Annotated in this window: 14 protein-coding genes and 1 pseudogene; 9 read left to right on the top strand and 6 right to left on the bottom strand. The window is 59.1% G+C overall.

Annotated features, from left to right (window positions below):
- Window positions 1-708 precede the first annotated feature (708 nt).
- The 4 genes from AC0L27_RS29425 to AC0L27_RS29440 all read left to right on the top strand — a co-directional run bounded on the left by AC0L27_RS29425 (window position 709) and on the right by AC0L27_RS29440 (window position 5,193).
- Window positions 709-1,086, top strand: coding sequence for a c-type cytochrome (locus AC0L27_RS29425; protein WP_049824144.1), 378 nt, complete (start codon window positions 709-711; stop codon window positions 1,084-1,086).
- A gap of 74 nt (window positions 1,087-1,160) precedes the next feature.
- Window positions 1,161-2,681, top strand: a complete 1,521-nt coding sequence (gene gorA, locus AC0L27_RS29430; protein ID WP_473321235.1) for a glutathione-disulfide reductase — start codon at window positions 1,161-1,163, stop codon at window positions 2,679-2,681.
- A 1,191-nt stretch (window positions 2,682-3,872) separates the two neighbouring features.
- Window positions 3,873-4,199: a hypothetical protein gene (locus tag AC0L27_RS29435; RefSeq protein WP_473321238.1), complete on the top strand. Its 327-nt coding sequence runs from the start codon at window positions 3,873-3,875 to the stop codon at window positions 4,197-4,199.
- A gap of 124 nt (window positions 4,200-4,323) precedes the next feature.
- Entirely contained in the window at window positions 4,324-5,193 is an 870-nt protein-coding gene (locus AC0L27_RS29440; protein ID WP_473321240.1) for a COG3904 family protein, read from the top strand.
- Between the two features lie 642 nt (window positions 5,194-5,835).
- On the opposite strand, the gene AC0L27_RS29445 is transcribed toward AC0L27_RS29440, so the two are convergent.
- Together AC0L27_RS29445 and AC0L27_RS29450 are read right to left on the bottom strand one after the other, a co-directional pair.
- Window positions 5,836-6,459: a hydrolase gene (locus AC0L27_RS29445; protein ID WP_346771005.1), complete on the bottom strand. Its 624-nt coding sequence runs from the start codon at window positions 6,457-6,459 to the stop codon at window positions 5,836-5,838.
- 20 nt (window positions 6,460-6,479) lie between these two features.
- Window positions 6,480-6,998, bottom strand: a complete 519-nt coding sequence (locus AC0L27_RS29450) for a Rid family hydrolase (RefSeq protein WP_473321242.1) — start codon at window positions 6,996-6,998, stop codon at window positions 6,480-6,482.
- Window positions 6,999-7,799: 801 nt separating this feature from the next.
- On the opposite strand from AC0L27_RS29450, the gene AC0L27_RS29455 reads away from it, so the two are divergent.
- The 5 genes from AC0L27_RS29455 to hemC all read left to right on the top strand — a co-directional run bounded on the left by AC0L27_RS29455 (window position 7,800) and on the right by hemC (window position 12,740).
- Window positions 7,800-9,200, top strand: coding sequence for a cbb3-type cytochrome c oxidase subunit I (locus tag AC0L27_RS29455; RefSeq protein ID WP_247297972.1), 1,401 nt, complete (start codon window positions 7,800-7,802; stop codon window positions 9,198-9,200).
- Window positions 9,197-10,525: a c-type cytochrome gene (locus AC0L27_RS29460; protein WP_473321244.1), complete on the top strand. Its 1,329-nt coding sequence runs from the start codon at window positions 9,197-9,199 to the stop codon at window positions 10,523-10,525. Before AC0L27_RS29455 ends, AC0L27_RS29460 begins: the two co-directional genes overlap by 4 nt.
- Window positions 10,526-10,534: 9 nt before the next feature.
- A complete protein-coding gene (locus AC0L27_RS29465; protein ID WP_473321246.1) occupies window positions 10,535-10,777 on the top strand; it encodes a hypothetical protein in 243 nt (80 codons plus the stop codon).
- A 4-nt stretch (window positions 10,778-10,781) separates the two neighbouring features.
- Window positions 10,782-11,237: a cytochrome C gene (locus AC0L27_RS29470; protein WP_473321247.1), complete on the top strand. Its 456-nt coding sequence runs from the start codon at window positions 10,782-10,784 to the stop codon at window positions 11,235-11,237.
- Window positions 11,238-11,804: 567 nt separating this feature from the next.
- The gene (gene hemC, locus AC0L27_RS29475) at window positions 11,805-12,740 is read left to right on the top strand and encodes a hydroxymethylbilane synthase (RefSeq protein WP_080670110.1); all 936 of its coding nucleotides are present in this window, start codon (window positions 11,805-11,807) and stop codon (window positions 12,738-12,740) included.
- A gap of 655 nt (window positions 12,741-13,395) precedes the next feature.
- Here the strand turns inward: hemC and AC0L27_RS29480 are convergent.
- The 4 genes and pseudogenes from AC0L27_RS29480 to AC0L27_RS29495 all read right to left on the bottom strand — a co-directional run.
- Window positions 13,396-13,593 (bottom strand): annotated as a pseudogene (locus AC0L27_RS29480) ((2Fe-2S)-binding protein); the annotation flags it as partial.
- 152 nt (window positions 13,594-13,745) lie between these two features.
- Entirely contained in the window at window positions 13,746-15,512 is a 1,767-nt protein-coding gene (locus tag AC0L27_RS29485; RefSeq protein ID WP_473321249.1) for a GMC family oxidoreductase, read from the bottom strand.
- 24 nt (window positions 15,513-15,536) lie between these two features.
- A complete protein-coding gene (locus AC0L27_RS29490) occupies window positions 15,537-16,289 on the bottom strand; it encodes a gluconate 2-dehydrogenase subunit 3 family protein (protein WP_473321253.1) in 753 nt (250 codons plus the stop codon).
- A 39-nt stretch (window positions 16,290-16,328) separates the two neighbouring features.
- Complete coding sequence (locus AC0L27_RS29495; RefSeq protein ID WP_473321256.1) at window positions 16,329-17,594, bottom strand: DUF3095 domain-containing protein; 1,266 nt, start codon at window positions 17,592-17,594, stop codon at window positions 16,329-16,331.
- Window positions 17,595-17,609 lie beyond the last annotated feature (15 nt).

The following is a 17,609-nucleotide window of genomic DNA, read 5'->3' on the forward strand; positions in this document are numbered from 1 at the left end:
GTCACTCTTGCGGTGTGCCTTGAAGCGATCGATGCACTTCTTAGAGCAAAGCGGCGTTCGCCATGAACAATGCCGGACGAGACCAAAGTCGCCCTCACAGACGGCGCATTGCCTGCCCTTGTCAGACCCAAGACGCTCGAAGCGGTAAGGCATTGTCTTCCCCTTAGCCTGTGTGCAAGTCGGATGCTCCAACACTAAGAGGATCGCCGCTAACGGATCAATTGAGCACAGGTTGAGCTCAGGAAGTCCAAACAGGGCGTTGCGATGATACGAAAGCTTAGGGTGCTCGGACGACACGTACAACGAGCCGGCTTGAAATGCCCCGGGACGACGGCGCGCTCGCAGTCACGGACTAGGAGCCGCGTCACCCGCTCCACAGGACGCCGCAAGAGCTATCCGGCCGGGGCACGGATCGCGGCGCGACGCATGGTGTTGTCCTGGCGTTGCGACCCGACATTGAGTCATCGCGAAGTGCTCTTTCATGTCCTCTACACCGCCCGACATCCCGAGTGCAGTACCACACTCGCCGGACGCCGGCGCGCATAGCGCTCTTGGGCGACGATATCTCGCGCCTATCGAATGCATATCCAAATGGAATTTCCAATTTCGTCCGCTGTAGCAAGAATCGCCGCCTATCACCGAGGCAGGCGACAACTACATTGCGCTGCCGTGCTACTTCTGAACCCGATCCAAGGAAGGATGTTGCCAATGGAAAGCGCAGGAAAGATCGGCGCGTTTATTGCGGTGCTCGTACTTGCGGGAGCAACAGCGAATCCCGGCTACGCACAGGACGCCGAGCACGGCAAAGCGATCTTCAAAGCCTGCGCTGCGTGCCATGCCACGGATCATGATAATCGCATCGGGCCGGGCCTGGAAGGAATCATAGGCAGAACGGCAGGCACGGTTCCCGGCTTCAGCTACAGTGACGCCATCAAGAATTCCGGCATCGTTTGGGAGGCAAAGATCCTCGATGCATATCTGGAATCGCCACAGAAGGTGGTTCCCGGAAACAGGATGCCCTACGCGGGGCTGAAGGAATCGAGGGACCGGGCAGACCTGGTTGCCTATCTTGCTACGTTGAAGTAGCAGCTTCTTGAAACAAGCGTCAGCAATGCGCCTGCGCGGACATGAGAGCATTCCGGTCCCGCACAGAAGATTGAATGCCTGAGTTGAGCGATACAGAAGCATTTCAGGAGTCCCCAGGCGTGTCGAGACAGGCCGCCGAGGTTTCAGAGCCTTCTCGGGAAGCGGAGTTCGATGTCGATTTGTTCGTGATTGGTGGTGGGTCAGGAGGGATCCGCGCTGCGCGCGTCGCGGCGGGACATGGCGCGAGAGTAATGCTCGCGGAGGAGTACCGGCTGGGAGGAACGTGTGTCATCCGCGGCTGCGTACCGAAAAAACTGTTCGTCTACGCGAGCCGTTTCAGCGGCACGTTCGAGGAGGCCGCAGGAGTCGGCTGGCGCTTGTCGGTCCCACATTTCGACTGGCCGTCATTGATCGCCGCTAAGGACCGCGAGATCACACGCCTGGAAGGGCTCTACGGCACCGGTCAGGAAAGTGCAGGCGTCGAGGTGGTGAGGTCTCGCGCCGTGCTCGAGGACGCAAATTCGGTGCGCCTCCTCAAAAACGGCCGTCGCGTACGGGCACGCACGATCCTGATAGCGACAGGCGCACGGCCCGAATTGCCTCGCTTCGACGGCATCGAGCTCGGCATCACCTCAGATGCCGTTTTCGACTTGAAGACATTCCCGAGGAAACTTGTGATCGGCGGCGCCGGATACATCGCAATGGAGTTCGCTAGCCTGTTTGCTGCGCTGGGAAGCGACGTCACTGTCGTCTGCCGCGGAAGCAATGTCTTGCGCGGCTTTGACGAGGACGTGCGCCAGGCGGTCGCTGGGTCCTACACGAACCGTGGCATTAAGCTGATGTTTAGCGACAGCATCCGCCGCCTCGAACGGCGGAACGGGGACGTCCGCGACGGCGACCATGCAGGAAGGATCGACGTTACGACTGAACAGGGCGGAAGGTTGATGGCCGACCAGGTGCTGCTCGCCATCGGCCGCACGCCGAACACGACCGTGCTCGGGCTCGACCGCGCCGGGGTCAAGACTGGGGCAGACGGCGCTATCATTGTCGACGCGAGCTCCCGCACGAATATTCCGAGCATCTACGCTGTGGGTGACGTGTCGAACCAGTTCAACCTGACGCCCGTCGCGATTCGCGAGGGCCACGCGTTCGCCGACAGCCTGTTCGGCAAGAAAGCGTGGCAGGTCGACTATTCCAACGTGCCGACCGCGGTCTTCTCCAGCCCGGAGATCGGCTCCGTTGGCCTGACGGAGCTGGAAGCGAGGGCGCAGTACCCTGCCGTCGACGTCTACAAGGTTCGCTTTCGGCCACTGAAGGCCGCCGTGACGGGCGATTGCGAGACCGCGCTTCTGAAGGTCGTTGTGGATTGCGCAACAGACCGGGTCCTCGGGGTCCATATCGTCGCCGAAGAGGCCAGCGAGATGATCCAGGTGCTCGCGATAGCGATCCGCAGCGGAGTTACCATGAAAAACTTCGCGTCAGTTATGGCCGTGCACCCGACGGTAGGTGAGGAGATCGTCGCAATGCGGACTCCGACGGTGCGGTACGATCGGCGCGACGCGTCGACACCGCACGTCCCAAGCGCTGCCGTCTGATGCCAGCGGCGCGTATTCGGAAGGCCCGCTCGGAAAGCCGCGGACCTTCGAGCAGCTCACTAATCTAGACTAAATGCTGCAGGCCTCATACAGACGGAATGAAATCGATAGCGCCACCCCGCGCCAGTGAGGAGGGCGCAGGCAGTGTCGCGCAGGATGCCTGAACCACCTGCCCCACGACTCGCCGCGTGTTTGCGCTTGCGTGCCAACAGTCCGCAATCCCGAAGGTGAGCGCGATGAGTTCTTCTAGTCCCACACGACGCCCAATCAGCCAAAGTCGTCGTATGGGCTCCTATCGAAGTCGACACGAGCAGGGGCGAGCAACACCGCTGTCAATTCCCACCGTCAACCTCCAACGCAAAGTGCCCGCCATCGTCGACACCGAACCCTTGGTGGGAAAGGAGCAAGGTTTTCGTCTCGATCGACATTTTACTACCTCCACCGAGAGTCTTGCTGAGCTGGCGCGGCACCGGCGCCGCGAGCTCGTTCAACGGAAGGGGACTCGTGATCGAGCAGGTCGCCTGACACTGCGACACCGAGGTTCGAAAGCCGCCTGCCCCTACTGTGTAAAGGCAGCTGCCGGGCAGCTGCGACATTCCCATCAGCCGCTCATCTTGAAGATGCGCGCGAGGGGCTTACTCAACAGGGTTCGACCTGGTGACGTCCCGCTGGTCGAAGGCAATGGGTATATTCCGTCGGGATCAATTATCTCGATCAACCTATCTGGTCGCATTCGGTGTTGTATGCCGGGCCGATAGCGGGCGCCACAACGGCCAGCCCACGATGATTGAAGCCAATGTCGTCGACACGAAGCGAAGTATTTGCATTGCAAACCTGCATCTCCCGGCCAGCTAGCCCGAGCAAACGGAGCGCAGAATGGGTCCGTCGCTACGCGATTGCGCAGGCTTTCAAGGCCTTGCGTTAACTCGGTTGTGGCAAGCTCACGTACATCAAGCATCAGTCCACGGCCCGCCAAGCTGCAGCGATCGCTAACTCATGACTCTATGCGGCGCGCGGGCCTCTGATTAATCATCCGACTTCAACAGCGTCATCCGGCTGATCGACCGATTTCGCTCGGCCGAGGTAGGACGTGCAGCGCATCTCCTACACTTAGGTATGCTCTTCTCAGCCGAAGTACCACACGGATCAACCTTCTGTGCAATGGTGTTGGCAATCTCCTTGTGACTACGCTTGGGCTACAGCCGCACCGATTTATCGAACCGCAAGACGATGGCCAAGAGTTCACCCATGACAATCATAGATGACTCCGCGTTGTTTGGTTTTGTCCTCAAGACGGCTAAGTCAGCCTCCGACATCGCCGAGGTCGTTCACAATCTGTTCATGGACGTGCGCGACTGTTACCGGCCCGGGCTGCACTACATGCGCGGCCCCGGCCTTAAACGGCGCACCAACCATCAGGCCTGGCTAGTAGATTCTGAAGCCGTACCGCTGCCGGGGCAGCATCAGCCGCCGCCGGTGTACATACGCCCCTGCGACGCGGCAAACCCGGCTCGATAACCCGGCCCAAGGTTCTAACATGTTCGTCCCATGGGGTATCCTGTTTGCCGTCTCGCTCTCGATTAATCTGGCGACATGTATTGTAACCTCTGCCCGTGATAGTTGGGTGGCAACTCGAGGCTGGATGCGGCACGGCGTCGCCGCCATTTGCATCGTATTGCTCGGCCCGGCGACGATGCCGGCTGGTTCGGCGGGCGCCGGGGTCACCCTCGAATTGCGCAAATTGCCGATGAAGTTTAGCTGGATTGCTTGCCAGCCGAATTGCCAAGGTTGGGTCAGCGCGGTCGGCATCGTGACCGCCGATACTCCGAGGGTTTTCGACGAATTCGCGCTAGGTCGACAGCTTGACGGCGCGACCATCGTGCTGGATTCCAGCGGCGGTGCGGTCAATGAAGCGATCGCGCTCGGGCGGCGCTGGCGCGATCTGGGGGCGCTGACCACCGTTGGCGTCAGCGTTCAGACCAACACTGCACAGGGCGCTCCTTCCGACAAGGCTCCCATGGCTTATTGCGAATCGATGTGCGTGTTCCTGCTGCTCTCGGGCAAGACGCGTTTCGTGCCCGAGACCGCCCATGTTCGGGTGCATCAGATCTGGATCGGTGACCGCGCCAATGATGCCAAAGCCGCGACCTACAGCGCTGATGATCTGATGATCGTGGAACGCGATATCGGTCGTCTCGCGAAATACACTTTCGACATGGGCGGCGCGGGTGATTTGTTGTCGCTGTCGCTGAACGTGCCGCCCTGGGAAGATCTGCATGAACTGTCGCAGGAGGAGTTGCGACTCACCGGGCTGGTCACGACCCGTATGCTTGATCAGCCGGGCAACAAGGCAGCGGTGGTCGAGCTGACGCCCAAACCGGTGCGGGGGCGCTTCGTAAGCAGCGCGGTCGCGACCAAGACAAATCCAGAGCCGGCAATATCGACCAAGTCGGCTGAAGCTATGGGGCCCGCGGGCAGCGTGAGCGCGGTGGGCCCGCTTGGGCAAGACTAGCGGGTACCATGTTGGGGACCGATTGAGGAATTCCAGCAAAGCCAACCAAGCGAACGGAATATTCACGCTAGATTTCCGAAACAGTCTCGGTCGTGTGAGCGGCTCGCTGGACGTCGACCCTAGCGCTCATATCAACAGATCCCCCGATTACCCGAACAACGTTCCGACGTTCCGTGCCCATTACCGCGGCGAATTAAGCGGGTGCACATGCCGATTGCTTCGCGGCAGCAGCCCTCCCCAATTAGCCGAAGGGTTGGTATCCGCATTGCAACTTTCGAGACCCGCTCAGGGTCTCCGCCGGAACGCTCAGCCGCCCTAGCGAGCTTTTTCGCGAGCTCCAGCCCAGCGGTTACTCGGCCAAGTGGACGGCTAGCTACCGAAACCAATCGACAACTGCTGTGCCGCTCACGGCCAGTCCTTTCGCGGCCGCCTTCAAGGACACCAACAGTGTGGCTCACAAGAAGCTTCTTTCCGACTTGAAGATCGAGGCAGCCAAGCGGTTGATCTGGCCAGAAGGGGTCGCTTGCTGGTTGCGCTGATTTGCGGCTTCGGGGATCAAGATTAATTCACGCGCGCTCTCTCGCGGGGCGTGGGCGGCAGCCCAGGCTCGTGGCGCGGGCCGATGGATAATCGGCGCATTTCTTACGTAGGCTTGATCATATCCCGTGCATAGGCCAAACCGATACCGTATCCGCCGCCGTGAGCCTCCACGATAGCTCGCGCTCCGTCATAGGTCTCGTGCCGGGTCCAGTCGCGCTGGAGTTCCAGAAGGACCTGGATCCACGACGTCGGCTTCGCGCCCGCCGCTTCCATCCGTCGCATCGACAGATCGTGACTGACCGGAGTGAGCCCGCCGCAAGCGTCACCGACGACGTGCACCTCATACCCCTCCGCGCGAGCGGAGAGCACCGGAAAAGTCACACACGCTTCCGTCAACAGCCCCGAAAAGATCAGCTTCCGTCGTCCCGTCGCCACGATAGCAGCGCGCGCAGCGTGGTCCTCCCACATGTTCATGTTGCGGCGCTCGATCGCGACTACTTCAGGAATCGCAGTGTGGATTGCTGGCATCAGAGGACCGCTGTAGACCTTTGTGGCGGACGTGGAAGCCACGATCGGCATGCCGAAAACGGTGGCAGTGCGCGCTAGAGCGATCACGTTGTTCAAAAGCGTCTGGCGATCGATCGACCCGACGCCGAAAGCAAGCCCGGCTTGCTGATCGACCAGCACCAAGGTGCAGTCCTTCGGCTCGATCAGGATGTCGGGCATCGCCGTTTCAGGTCCTTGTGTCATGCTTCGTTAACTCGGGACATCGGGGAGTTATCATGGTGGCTTCGCTTCTGTTCCGACAGCCTAGCGGTAAAGGTGATCTCGATGAGCTGTTCAGGAGAGGCCAGTCTCAGCACACCTATCAGGTTGCTGGCGCACTGAGGTCGTGCCGTGCCGTAGGCCTCCTTGCGCACCCTGCCCGCAACGGCGAATGCGGCACCGACGTCGAGGACATACAGCGTCTCCTCGACGACATTGTCCAACGTCGCCCCGAAGCGCGCCAAAAGCTTGGCGGCATTGGCGTACGTCGCCCGCATCTGCTGTTCCATCATCGAAAACTCGGCCGGTTTGCCGGATTCATCGAGAGAAGCAGGCGCGATTAGATTCCCCTTCTCGTCGTGGCTGAGCTGACCGGAGACATGGATGGTGTCACCAACCTTGATCGCCTGTGCGTACCCGTAGGCATCTTCCCACGGCACATCAAAATAGGCGGCCTCCTTATAAATTGTTGCGGCGGCATTTATCTCGTCGCGTTGCATATTGAGCCTCCTGGCTTCTCAATCCCGTCTCGATGGCGGCACTGACCGTCGGTAGGACGATGCTTTGGAGAATGACCTTGCAACGCTGGCGAAGGAAATCACCTCTCGTCATAGATTCGATAGACCATCGTTAGCGCCGTCTCGCCGCGTGATGTAGTAACGGGGAATGCCACCAGTCCCGCCTGCAGAGAGTCCGATGGTCGCCCGCGCTGAAAAACGAGGACGAGCCAAAGGAGAGTTGAGTGAGACATCCCACTCGCGCCGATACGTGGAACGAACGGTGACAGGCTTGTGAATGCGTGCATCGCGCAAGCCGCGCAGATGCGACCTGGCCGGTCGCGACGCTTGTATTCGAAGCTTCGCGGAAAATGTCATTTAAACGGATATTCGTCAGAGTGAACTGAAGGTCTCGGTTGGGGCCAAAAGACGACCTAACTCGTCGGATCAGCTCAGATCGAGCGGCGGGCCCGGCGAATAGCTGTGCCACCACACCAGACCTGGGGATGCAAAAACGGCTTGATCGTGGCGCGCGAAATCCACCGTAGGAGCGGCGTCATGGTCGAGGAGGCGGCGTGCTGCCACCCTTGATCTGGATTGCTCCCAGGCAGCCAACGGAAATCTCTGCATGTGCCTCTGGTGACGTTCCTCGCTGCGGATTCACGCGGCGCGGCGGCAATAACGATCGTCTATCGAATTGATGGCGAGAGGTGATTTCCTTCGCCGGCGTTGCAAGGGCATTCTGCAGGTCGGGCGCGCTTTGGAGCAACGCTGGACAACGACGTCGAGGGGACGGAGAGTCGGATGATGTCATACACCGCTAAGGCCATTCCGCTTCGGACAGCCGCTCCGGATGACCCCGCTCTGGCGCGGGTGTTAGCGGCTTACGTAGCGTCGGCGACAATCTGGCTCGTATTGACCACGGCCGTGGGACTCTTAGTCAGCTTTAAGTTCGCCTATCCGGATTTTGCGACGACGCCGGCGCTGTCGTTTGGACGGCTGCGGGCGATCCACACCAACGGAACATTTTATGCCTGGGCGAGCCAGGCGCTGATCGGACTTGCGCTGTTCGTGGCAGCGCGCAGTTCGGGCGCGCGGCTCTACAGCGAGCGCCTCGCATGGATCAGTCTTGCGCTCCTTAATCTCGCCGCTGTACTGGGCACCGTTACACTCGATTTCGGTTTCAATTACGGCCAGGAGTATCGCGAGTGGCTGTGGTGGATTCGCGTTATCCTCGGGCTTGGTTTGATCACTGCGGTCTGGAATATGATCGCCACTGTCGAGCAGCGGGATGCCGAGGATATCTACATTTCTAACTGGTATACTATCGGAGGCACGCTGTGGACGATTGTCATGGTCGTGGTGTCGCTTCTGCCATGGTACCAGTTCGGACTGGGTCAGGTCGCGGTACAGGCCTTCTTCATGCATAACGCCGTCGGACTATGGTTCACGCCCCTATCGCTCGGTGTGTCCTATTATGCGCTGCCGAAGCTCCTGAACCGCCCGATCTATTCGTATTCTCTTGGCGTCTTTGCATTCTGGACCAATCTCATCTTCTATCCGATCGTTGGCGCCCATCATTTTGAATTCAGTCCATTACCGTGGTGGCTGCAGACTACGGCCATCGTCTTCAGCGTGGCCATGCTGGTTCCTGTGCTGAGCGGCACCGCGAACTTCCTTCTCACCTTCCGGGGGACTCACGAATGGATATATCGCTCGCCCGCGGTGTTCATCCTGGTCGCCGTCTACGGCTATCTACTGGGTTCGACGCAAGGCACATTGGAGGCATTCCGCTCGCTGCAGCAGCTGTGGCATCTGACCAATTACACGGTAGGGCACTCGCACCTGACGATGTACGGCTTCGTCACCTTCGCGATCTGGGGCGGAGTCTATGCACTCTTGCCGCGCGCCACCGGCAAGTATCCGTACAACCTGGCCATGGGCATCCATTTCTGGCTTTCTGCAGTCGGTGTTGTCATCTACGTTGCGGCGCTGTCGGCCGCAGGAACCATTCAGGGACTCGATTGGTTTCGAGGACTCACCTTCATCCAGTCGGTCGAAGATGCCGCGCCATATTGGTTGTGGCGTTCCGTCGGTGGCTCGATGATGTTCGCCGGCCATCTCGTCTTCGCTTTCAATGTCTGGACAATGACCTACGGCAGGTCCTACGCCGAGCTTGCGGCAGCCAAGACGGTGTCGGTATGAATAGGTTGTTGGCGATTTCCGGCGGTTCAACGCTGGTCTACACCGGGTTGGCGGTTCTGATGGGCGTGCTGCCGGGCATCTGGCTATCGAAGGTACCGCCGACGCCGGGCCTTAAGCCACTGACCCCCCTAGAGGCGCGAGGGCGGGATGTTTATGTCTCCGAAGGCTGCTTCTATTGTCATACCCAGCAAGTACGCCCCCTCCCTGGAGATAAACCCTTTGGCCGTCCGTCCGCACCGGGCGATTATGCTTACCAGACCACGGAATTGCTAGGTTCGGAGCGCAACGGTCCGGACTTGAGCAATATCGGCACGCGGCAATCGAGCAGCATATGGCAGTTCATCCATCTCTATCAGCCGCGCGCAGTGGTGCCGCAATCGATCATGCCTGCGTTCCCTTGGCTATTCAGCGTTGTGGACAAAGTACCCCCCGCAGAGAAAGCGGTGTCATTGCCGCCTGAGTTCGCGCCAGGCGGTACCGTGATTCCGAACGAAGACGGCAAGGCGCTGGTGGCCTATCTGTTGTCGCTGAAGCAGCCCGCGCTCGCTCCAACGCAACCCGGCGCCGTGCCGTTGAGTCGCTCGAGCGGGCCGCTAGGGTTTGATGCCAGCAAAGGTGCAGCATTGTTCGCCAACAACTGCGCATCCTGCCACGGCGCGGAAGGCAAGGGTGTGCCGGGAACGTTTCCGCCGCTCGCCGGAGATCCCGTGGTTAACGCCGCGAATCCGACGGCACACATCGGCGCTGTGCTGCATGGACTTAGCGGACACGTGATCAATGGCCAAAAATATGAAGCTCCGATGCCCGCGTTCGCGGATCAATTGTCGGATCAGGAGATCGCCGATATCATCGACCACGAGCGCTCCTCTTGGGGCAATCGTGGTGCCTTGATCAGCGCGGCTGATGTCGTCGCGGCGCGCGCCAACGAACCACTGCAGAAGCAGCAGACGCCGCCAAAACAGATCTCGCCGATAGCGGCCCCGGCACCCACATTCGATCCCGCGGAAGGATCGAAGCTGTTCGCCGAGAACTGCGCCGCCTGTCACGGTGCAGAGGGCAAAGGCGTGCCCGGCACGTTTCCGCCACTTGCGGGCGATCAGGTCGTGAACGCCCCTGACCCTGCCGAACACATCACCACCATGCTGCGCGGCCTTCGTGGGAAGGCGATCAACGGCCAGAAGTACGAGGTAGAGATGCCGCCGTTCGCTGACAGACTATCTGATCAGCAGATCGCTGATATCGTCAATCACGAGCGCACGTCATGGGGCAACCACGGGCCGCTGGTGACGCTCGCGGACATCACGAAGCTCCGCGCCAAGAAATAGGAGGCGATGATGACTGAAACGATTACCGCTTGGATCCTCTCGGCGCTTGGCTATATCTGCACTACGCCTGCGATCGCTAATGCTGGTGGTGATCATAGTCTTACCGGACCACTACTCGGCAACGTGCTGGTGGCGGGCGGGGCTGGGCTCGTGACCATCAGCTGCATCGTGGCGGCGCTGTGGATGCTCATTGACCCCGGCGAACGGGATCCCAATCATCCAAAATATCGCGTCTTGGACACCGACCGTTAGAGGAATGCAACACGTGCCCGACCCGCGCATCCGCATCTATCTAGACGACACGCCCGATCCGGTCGCCGATCAGCGGCCGCCGACCGAGATAGCGCTCGACACCAAGAGCCTTGCCGACGGCGAGCACGGCCTGCGCATCGAAGCCCAAGATGCCACCGGCCAGGTCGGGGTCCGGCGCCTTCGATTCCAAGTCCGCAACGGCCCCGGGATTACGGTCACCGGACTTGGTGATGGTGCCGTGGTCCACGGTACCGTGCGCCTCATGGTCAACGCGTTTGGAGCGGAAGAGCCGTTCGAGCCGCACCGAGCGGAATCGCCCTCCCCAATGCCGGTCTGGGTGTGGGTGCTGACGTTACTGATCGTTGCTTGGACCGCTTGGTATGTCGCAACCCTTTGGAACGTTCCGGCGGATTACGCGAAAACACCAACTTATTCCTCGTCGATGAATCCATTCAAATAGCGCGCCTCAAGATCAAACGAGTCAACGCTGTGGCTGCTGACCCATCCGGATCTCCGCAAGTGAAGACGAATATGCTCGTGCATGATCCATTGCGTGAGGCGAAGGGACGCGGTCTCATCGACAGGCGTTCGCTCTTGACGACGAAGGCGTCCACTTAGGGTAGCGTGATGCCGCACGTAGAGTTTCGACACCGTTCGATCATCTTGATCGTTCCGGTATAAACACAGCTGACGGCAGCTCGCTTCGGCGTTTGAGCTCGACCGCATGAAGTTGAAGCGATGTAGGGAGGCATTCAGCGCGCTTGACCTCCGAAAGGTGCGCAACCTCCATTCTCGAGGAACCGCACTCTTCGACCTAGTCCAGTGCCTTTATAAAGTTGCGAGCGATTGGCTGCTTCTTCGTTTTCGGGCGACTGTGGATTGATGTGAATACGGCGTGAGGGAAGATGCCCATGCAAAGACTGCCACACCAGAGTCACGCTGTGCGGCTAAATGAGCAGGCGCTGATCATAGCTAGTTGCGCAGCGCTATAGGTTCGCGAACTGCTGAAGAAGCAAGAGGTTTCATCGTGGAAATTCGGCTAGGCACCAGGCGTAGTGATTTGGCCATCTGGCAAGCCAGTCACGTCGCCGACCTTATTCGTGGCGTCGAGCCGGCCGCTGAGGTACGCTTGGTCTTCGTGAGCTCGGTTGGCGATAAAGATCGAAGGTCGGCCTTTCATCAGCTTGGCGGCATCGGAGCGTTCACGAAGGAGAGCGAAGATACGCTTCTGCGCAACGAAGTTGACCTGGTCGTTCATTCCCTCAAGGATCTTCCAACCAAATTGCAGCCCGGCTTGGTATTGGCAGCCGTTCCCAAAAGAGAGGATCCTCGGGACGCGATTTGTGGCGTTACACTAAGTCAGCTACGTCCGGGGCTGCGCGTCGGCACTGGATCAATTCGCCGTAAAGCTCAACTTCTCGAGTTATGCAATGGTCTCGATATTCGACCTATCCGAGGGAACGTTTCTCCAAGGCTGTGTAAGGCAAAGAACCGACAGGGAATAGACGCGACTCTATTGGCGGCGGCCGGGTTGTCGCGACTAGGATTGCTGCATGAGGCTTCACAGATTTTAGACGCTCGTGTTTTCCCGTATGCAGTCGGTCAAGGTGCTCTCGCGGCCGAAGCTCGCGAAGAGGATACGGCGCTTATAGCGCTGCTTCAAAAGATTGAAGACCGGCAATCGCGCTCCGAAGTGGATGCAGAGCGCGCATTGATGAGAAGTCTCGATGCGGGTTGCAGCCTCCCCGTCGGGGTCTCTGCCACATGGCTCGCCGGGACATTAACACTTCGAGGACAAGTGACTCATCCGGATGGCCAAAGGAAGATCGCCGATGAAAGTGTGGGTCTGGCCGATCAAGCCGACGCAATAGGCAGAAGTCTCGGGCATAAACTTCTTCAGCAAGGCGCCGAAGAGATATTGAAGGCTGCGCTCCGTACAGTGGAAGAGCAAAGGACAATCTGAATTCGCTAGTTGACATGACGACTTATGCTCTTGGGAAGCCAGCATAGCGCAGGCGCTCGGCCTTCTTGAGCAGTGTGGAACCGATTACTGTTGCGCGAATTGCAACGGCCTGGCTGGCGTTCTCCATCAACGAACTGCACCTGTGCCGCAGGGCAGTTCCCGCAGCTTCGTCAAATCAGGGAACCGAGCTTGGCCGGTGGGGGCCTCTCGCCCCGCAAAGGCCTAACGACCGACGCTTTCCAGGTTGCAGATGCTGCTGCGCATGGGTGATTGCGCCGCAGAGACCAAAGATCAATGTCGATAATCGTGAGTAGGTCGACCGGTAGCTGGGTGGCGAACTACGCGCGTGAGTGTGTCTTTGCTATCCGGGCAGCATCAGCCGGCCGAGCGCCAAACGAGGCGATAGACGATGAAGTCCGGCCTCCCCGCGCGAAACTTTCGGTGAAGAGCTGACCACCGCGCAGGACGACGTTGCAGCGGAAGCGGCGCGCGATCACCAGGCGCTCTACGATCCGCCACGAAGGCAAGCAGATCGTTCTCGCGGCGCTGATATCAGGTTTGGGCACGTTGGGAAACCGTTCCGCATCGCGGATACGGACCAATGCTTTCGCATGCCCGGACCGCAATAACCTCCGCGGTGATCACTCGGTGACCGGACGCTGTCAATCGGAGTGATACAGGCTCTTGTCGCCGCGCCCTCGAGATGCACCGTGCACGCGCCGCACAGCGCCATACCGCATCCGAACTTGGTGCCAGTCATTTGGAGCATGTCGCGAAGCACCCACAGCAGCGGGGTGTCGCCGTCAGCGTCCATCGTATGCGGCTTGCCGTTTACCGTGAGAACATATGCCATTCCGCACCAGTGATATTATCGCGTGTGACGGTAAGGCGCCGTAAGCGCCCCAACCTTGGCGTACATCGGCCGCTCCGGAATAACCTCAGATCGTGCTCCATGGGGTCGCGTTCTACTCGATGGCTGGCGCCATCGGCCCGGGTCCGACGTGCTCAGCTCGGGACCAGGCGCCCCGGCGATTTCAGATACTTCGTTGTGATTGCATCGGCCGCCCAATAGGCCAGAGCTCCGACCGTGCCCGTCGGATTGTGCGACGGGTTTTGAGGAAAGGCGCCGGCGCCCATAACAAACACGTTGGGAACATCCCAGCTTTGCAGATAGCGGTTGACAGCGCTGGTTGTCGGATCGGCTCCCATAATGGTGCCGCCTGTCGTGTGCGTCGTCTGATAAGGGACGATCGAATAAGGGCCCTTGCGATAGTTGATGCCCATTTTGTCCGGGTTCATGTGCTTGGCAATGTCGGCTGCACGATCGGTGCAGTACTTCGACATGTCCAGATCGTTTTTGCTGAAGTCGAACGTCATCCGCAGCAGGGGATTGCCGAAGCCGTCCTTATAGTTCGGGTCGAGGTCAAGATAGTTGCTGCGCTGGGCTGTGACGCTGCCGAAAGACGCGATCACGAAAGTTCGGTTATACCAGTGGGCAACCGATTGCTTCCAGCCTTTGCCCCAGCGAGGCTCGCCTGGTGGCAGGTTGCGGAAATCGATCGGCCGTTGCCCCTTGCTCTCGACACAGATGTAAGAACCACCCACGAAGCCGAGCGGCCCATGATCGAAGTTGTCGTAGTTGAAATCATCTATGATCATGGCGCACGCACCGGCGCCCATGAACGGATTGAAGACTTTATCGTTGAAGTGCGCGGTGACGCTGCTGGACATCTGGTAGGCATAGTTGCGCCCAACGCTACCCTTACCGGTCTTAGGATCGTAGATGCGACCGATTCCCGAGAGCATCATCAGCCGTGCGTTATGCAGACCAAATGCGCAGAGCAGTACCATATCGGCGGGCTGTTCGAACTCCCGACCTTGCGAGTCGATATAGGTAACGCCGGTTGCCTTTTTGCGGCCGGAGTCAAGATTGACCTTAGTGACATGAGAAAGCGTGCGTAATTCGAATCTAGGGTCTTTCAGCAGAAGTGGCAGAAGCGTCGATTGCGGGCTTGCCTTCGCTGACATTTCGCAACCGAAGCGCTCGCAGAACCCACAGTACACGCAGGAGCCCATGTCCACACCCTCAGGGTTCGTGTAGGCCTGCGTAACGTCGGAGGATGGCTGAACATAGGGGTAAAGCCCCATTTCCCGCGTAGCATCCTCGAACATCTTCATTTGAAAGCTGCGCTTCATCGCCGGGTTCGGATATTCGCGCGCACGGGACCCTTCGAAAGGATTCCCGCCCTCCTGGATCACGCCTTTGATGTTGCCGGCCTTCCCGGCGGTGCCGCAGAGATATTCGAAGCGGTCGTAGTAGGGCTCAAGTTCGTCGTACGTAACTGGCCAATCTTGTATCGTCATTTCTTTAGGAATGAACGTTTTGCCGTATCGTTCGCCATAGTGGCTGCGGATCCTGAACTCGCTGGGCGCGAACCGATAGTGCTGGCCGTTCCAGTGGACGCCTGCGCCGCCCACACCATTTCCCGGCAAGAACGATCCCCAGCGCCTGATCGGTAGCGCCGTCTGGTCGACGTTGTTGCGAAAGGTGAGAGTCTCGCGGGAGGCGTCCTGCATTAGGTCATGACGAATGGCGAAACGCAATTCGTCATGTATCATCGGCGCGGCAAAGTTCGGGATAGTGTCGCGCATCCCGCCGCGCTCAAGCGCCAGCACGTTGAGTCCCGCTTTTGTGAGTTCCCTGGCCAGCACAGCCCCGGTCCAGCCAAAACCAACAATAACTGCGTCGACAGGTTTCAACTTCGTCGCCATCGGAATTCTCCTTCGGCCTGAAAATCAGCTCAAGTCAGCGATGCTTTGGCTTGGTTCGGTGTAAGGCTTGTTGTAAGTCGTCTCGAACAGGTCGACGAAGTTCCCGGTTGCCCCGCTATAGCCGATCATCTTCCACGCAGCCTTATCGCGATTGCCGCCGTAAGCGGGATCGCTGAAAAAGCCCTCCATCACGTTCTGATAAAGCAGATCAAGGAAGAGGCCAGCAGGAAGCGGTCCCGAATCCGCTTTGCCTGTGCCGAGATCATTTAAGACCTCATCGCGCTGACTTTCCGTGATCGTTGAAAAGTCCTTGCCAAAGGCCTTGGTGCAGTATGCGTTGATCGCCGGGATGGCGGCGCGATAAGCTTCCGCAGGAGAGAGGCGAACCTGCCATCCTTGTTGGGGCACCCCAGGATGCCATGGACCTTGCATAAACATTTTACCGCCTTGCCCGAAACCGCCTGCCAATTGCTGATCGATGAAATAGGCAATGCCCAAATCGACGCCGCTGGCCGTCAAGTCATCGGCCGGAATCATATGATTGACCGCCGCCTCGACCCAGGTGGCCTCATCGGGATTGAGGAACGTGTAAGCGCGCTTCTCGGGTGGTGCGGAAGTTGCCGTCTGTGCGGGTGAGGATGCATGAGCAGTCTGCTTCGCGCCCATCTGCATCGCCTGCTCTGCCGATGCGGGTTTTGGGGCGACTGATCCGCCAGTTACGCCGACGACGCCAATGACGCCCGCTCCAACAACGAATTCACGACGTTTGATGGTCATGGCTGACCTCGTCCTTCAAGTTGTGACGGCCCGCAAGTGTCAAGGTGCCGCCGGAGTATCAACTGCTCGCGCTGCTGCCATGCCTGCCATGACAGCGGTCTTGCCTGCTTTGAGTTTGGCCGCTGCCGCGGCGTAACCTCCGTCGGCCCCATCAACGAAGTGGACGTGATCTGACCGGATGTTTGAAGGCACGTAACAGGTGAGATGCGCGCTCGTCTGACGATGTGTGCCCGCTACACAAACGCCAGAGAGCTGGGCCGAAACCAGTCGAGCCTCGATAGCGTCTGCGATTTCCGGCGAACAGTCTACCGTCATTTTCAGGCCATCGTCGAACTTTCTGAAATCCGTATTGTTCGAAATCTCTCGTCGATATTTGAGGGGTTTGAACTGGCCCATGCGAATACCTGCCGAAAGAACGAATCGCGTCTTGATGGCTCGTAGTGCATCTGCGATGGCCGTCAGAAGGTGCGCGTGTGAGGAGTGCTTATCAAGCAATCTCTGGATTTTGCCTCCGAGCCAGGCGGGCAACGGACCGCCCTCCGGCAACGGATGGCCCGATCGACGCGAGGAAAATTCGATCAAGGCCAAAACATCCGCCACCAAAGCCGCGTACGACCTTTGCTCTTCGACCGGAATGGCGATGATAGAGAGGATGGTGCCCTGCTCGGTAGGGATTGGCCCGAATCCGCAGTAGAGCCCTGATAAATCGGGCTTGGCATTCAACGGTGCGCGGCGTACTTTGAATTCTCCCTTCTTGAGTTGTCCTTCCGCCCACGCCATGCCGCCGCCGGTGAACATGGCGTACGAGACGTTCTCGGACGCGGCATATCGCGCGACACGAACATCGTGACCGGCTGCGCGGATTGCAGAAACCGGAACGATCGCGACTCGAAGTACAAGATCGAGAGTATCGTCTGCCCATGCCGCAGTTCGCGCCAATGCATACTTCACTTCGTCAAGATACTTGCCGGGGATCGCTACGGTCGCTCCGTCGCCGCCAAAAACATAGGGAAAGCAGAGTTCAGGTAACGCGTTGGTTATGGCGACCAGCACCGCAGCGCCCACCGTGTTGACGGCTTTGTATCGGCCGGTCTTGATCGCAGTCGTCGATTGGACGACATCGGCAATTCCGATGAACCAATCGCGCGGTAAGGGGAGATAGCGGTCGAAATGCGTTATTTGTGAGAAGTTATCGAACGGCTTCAGATTGGCGTAGAAATGCTCTGTACTCGCGCTTCCCGTATTCGTGGGTGAGAAGGCGCGTTCATGAGCTGATTTGCCCGTCAAGCTGTCTTGGAGCGTCATTTGCTCGCTCCTTTG

The sequence above is a fragment of the Bradyrhizobium sp. Ken51 genome, assembly GCF_055807435.1.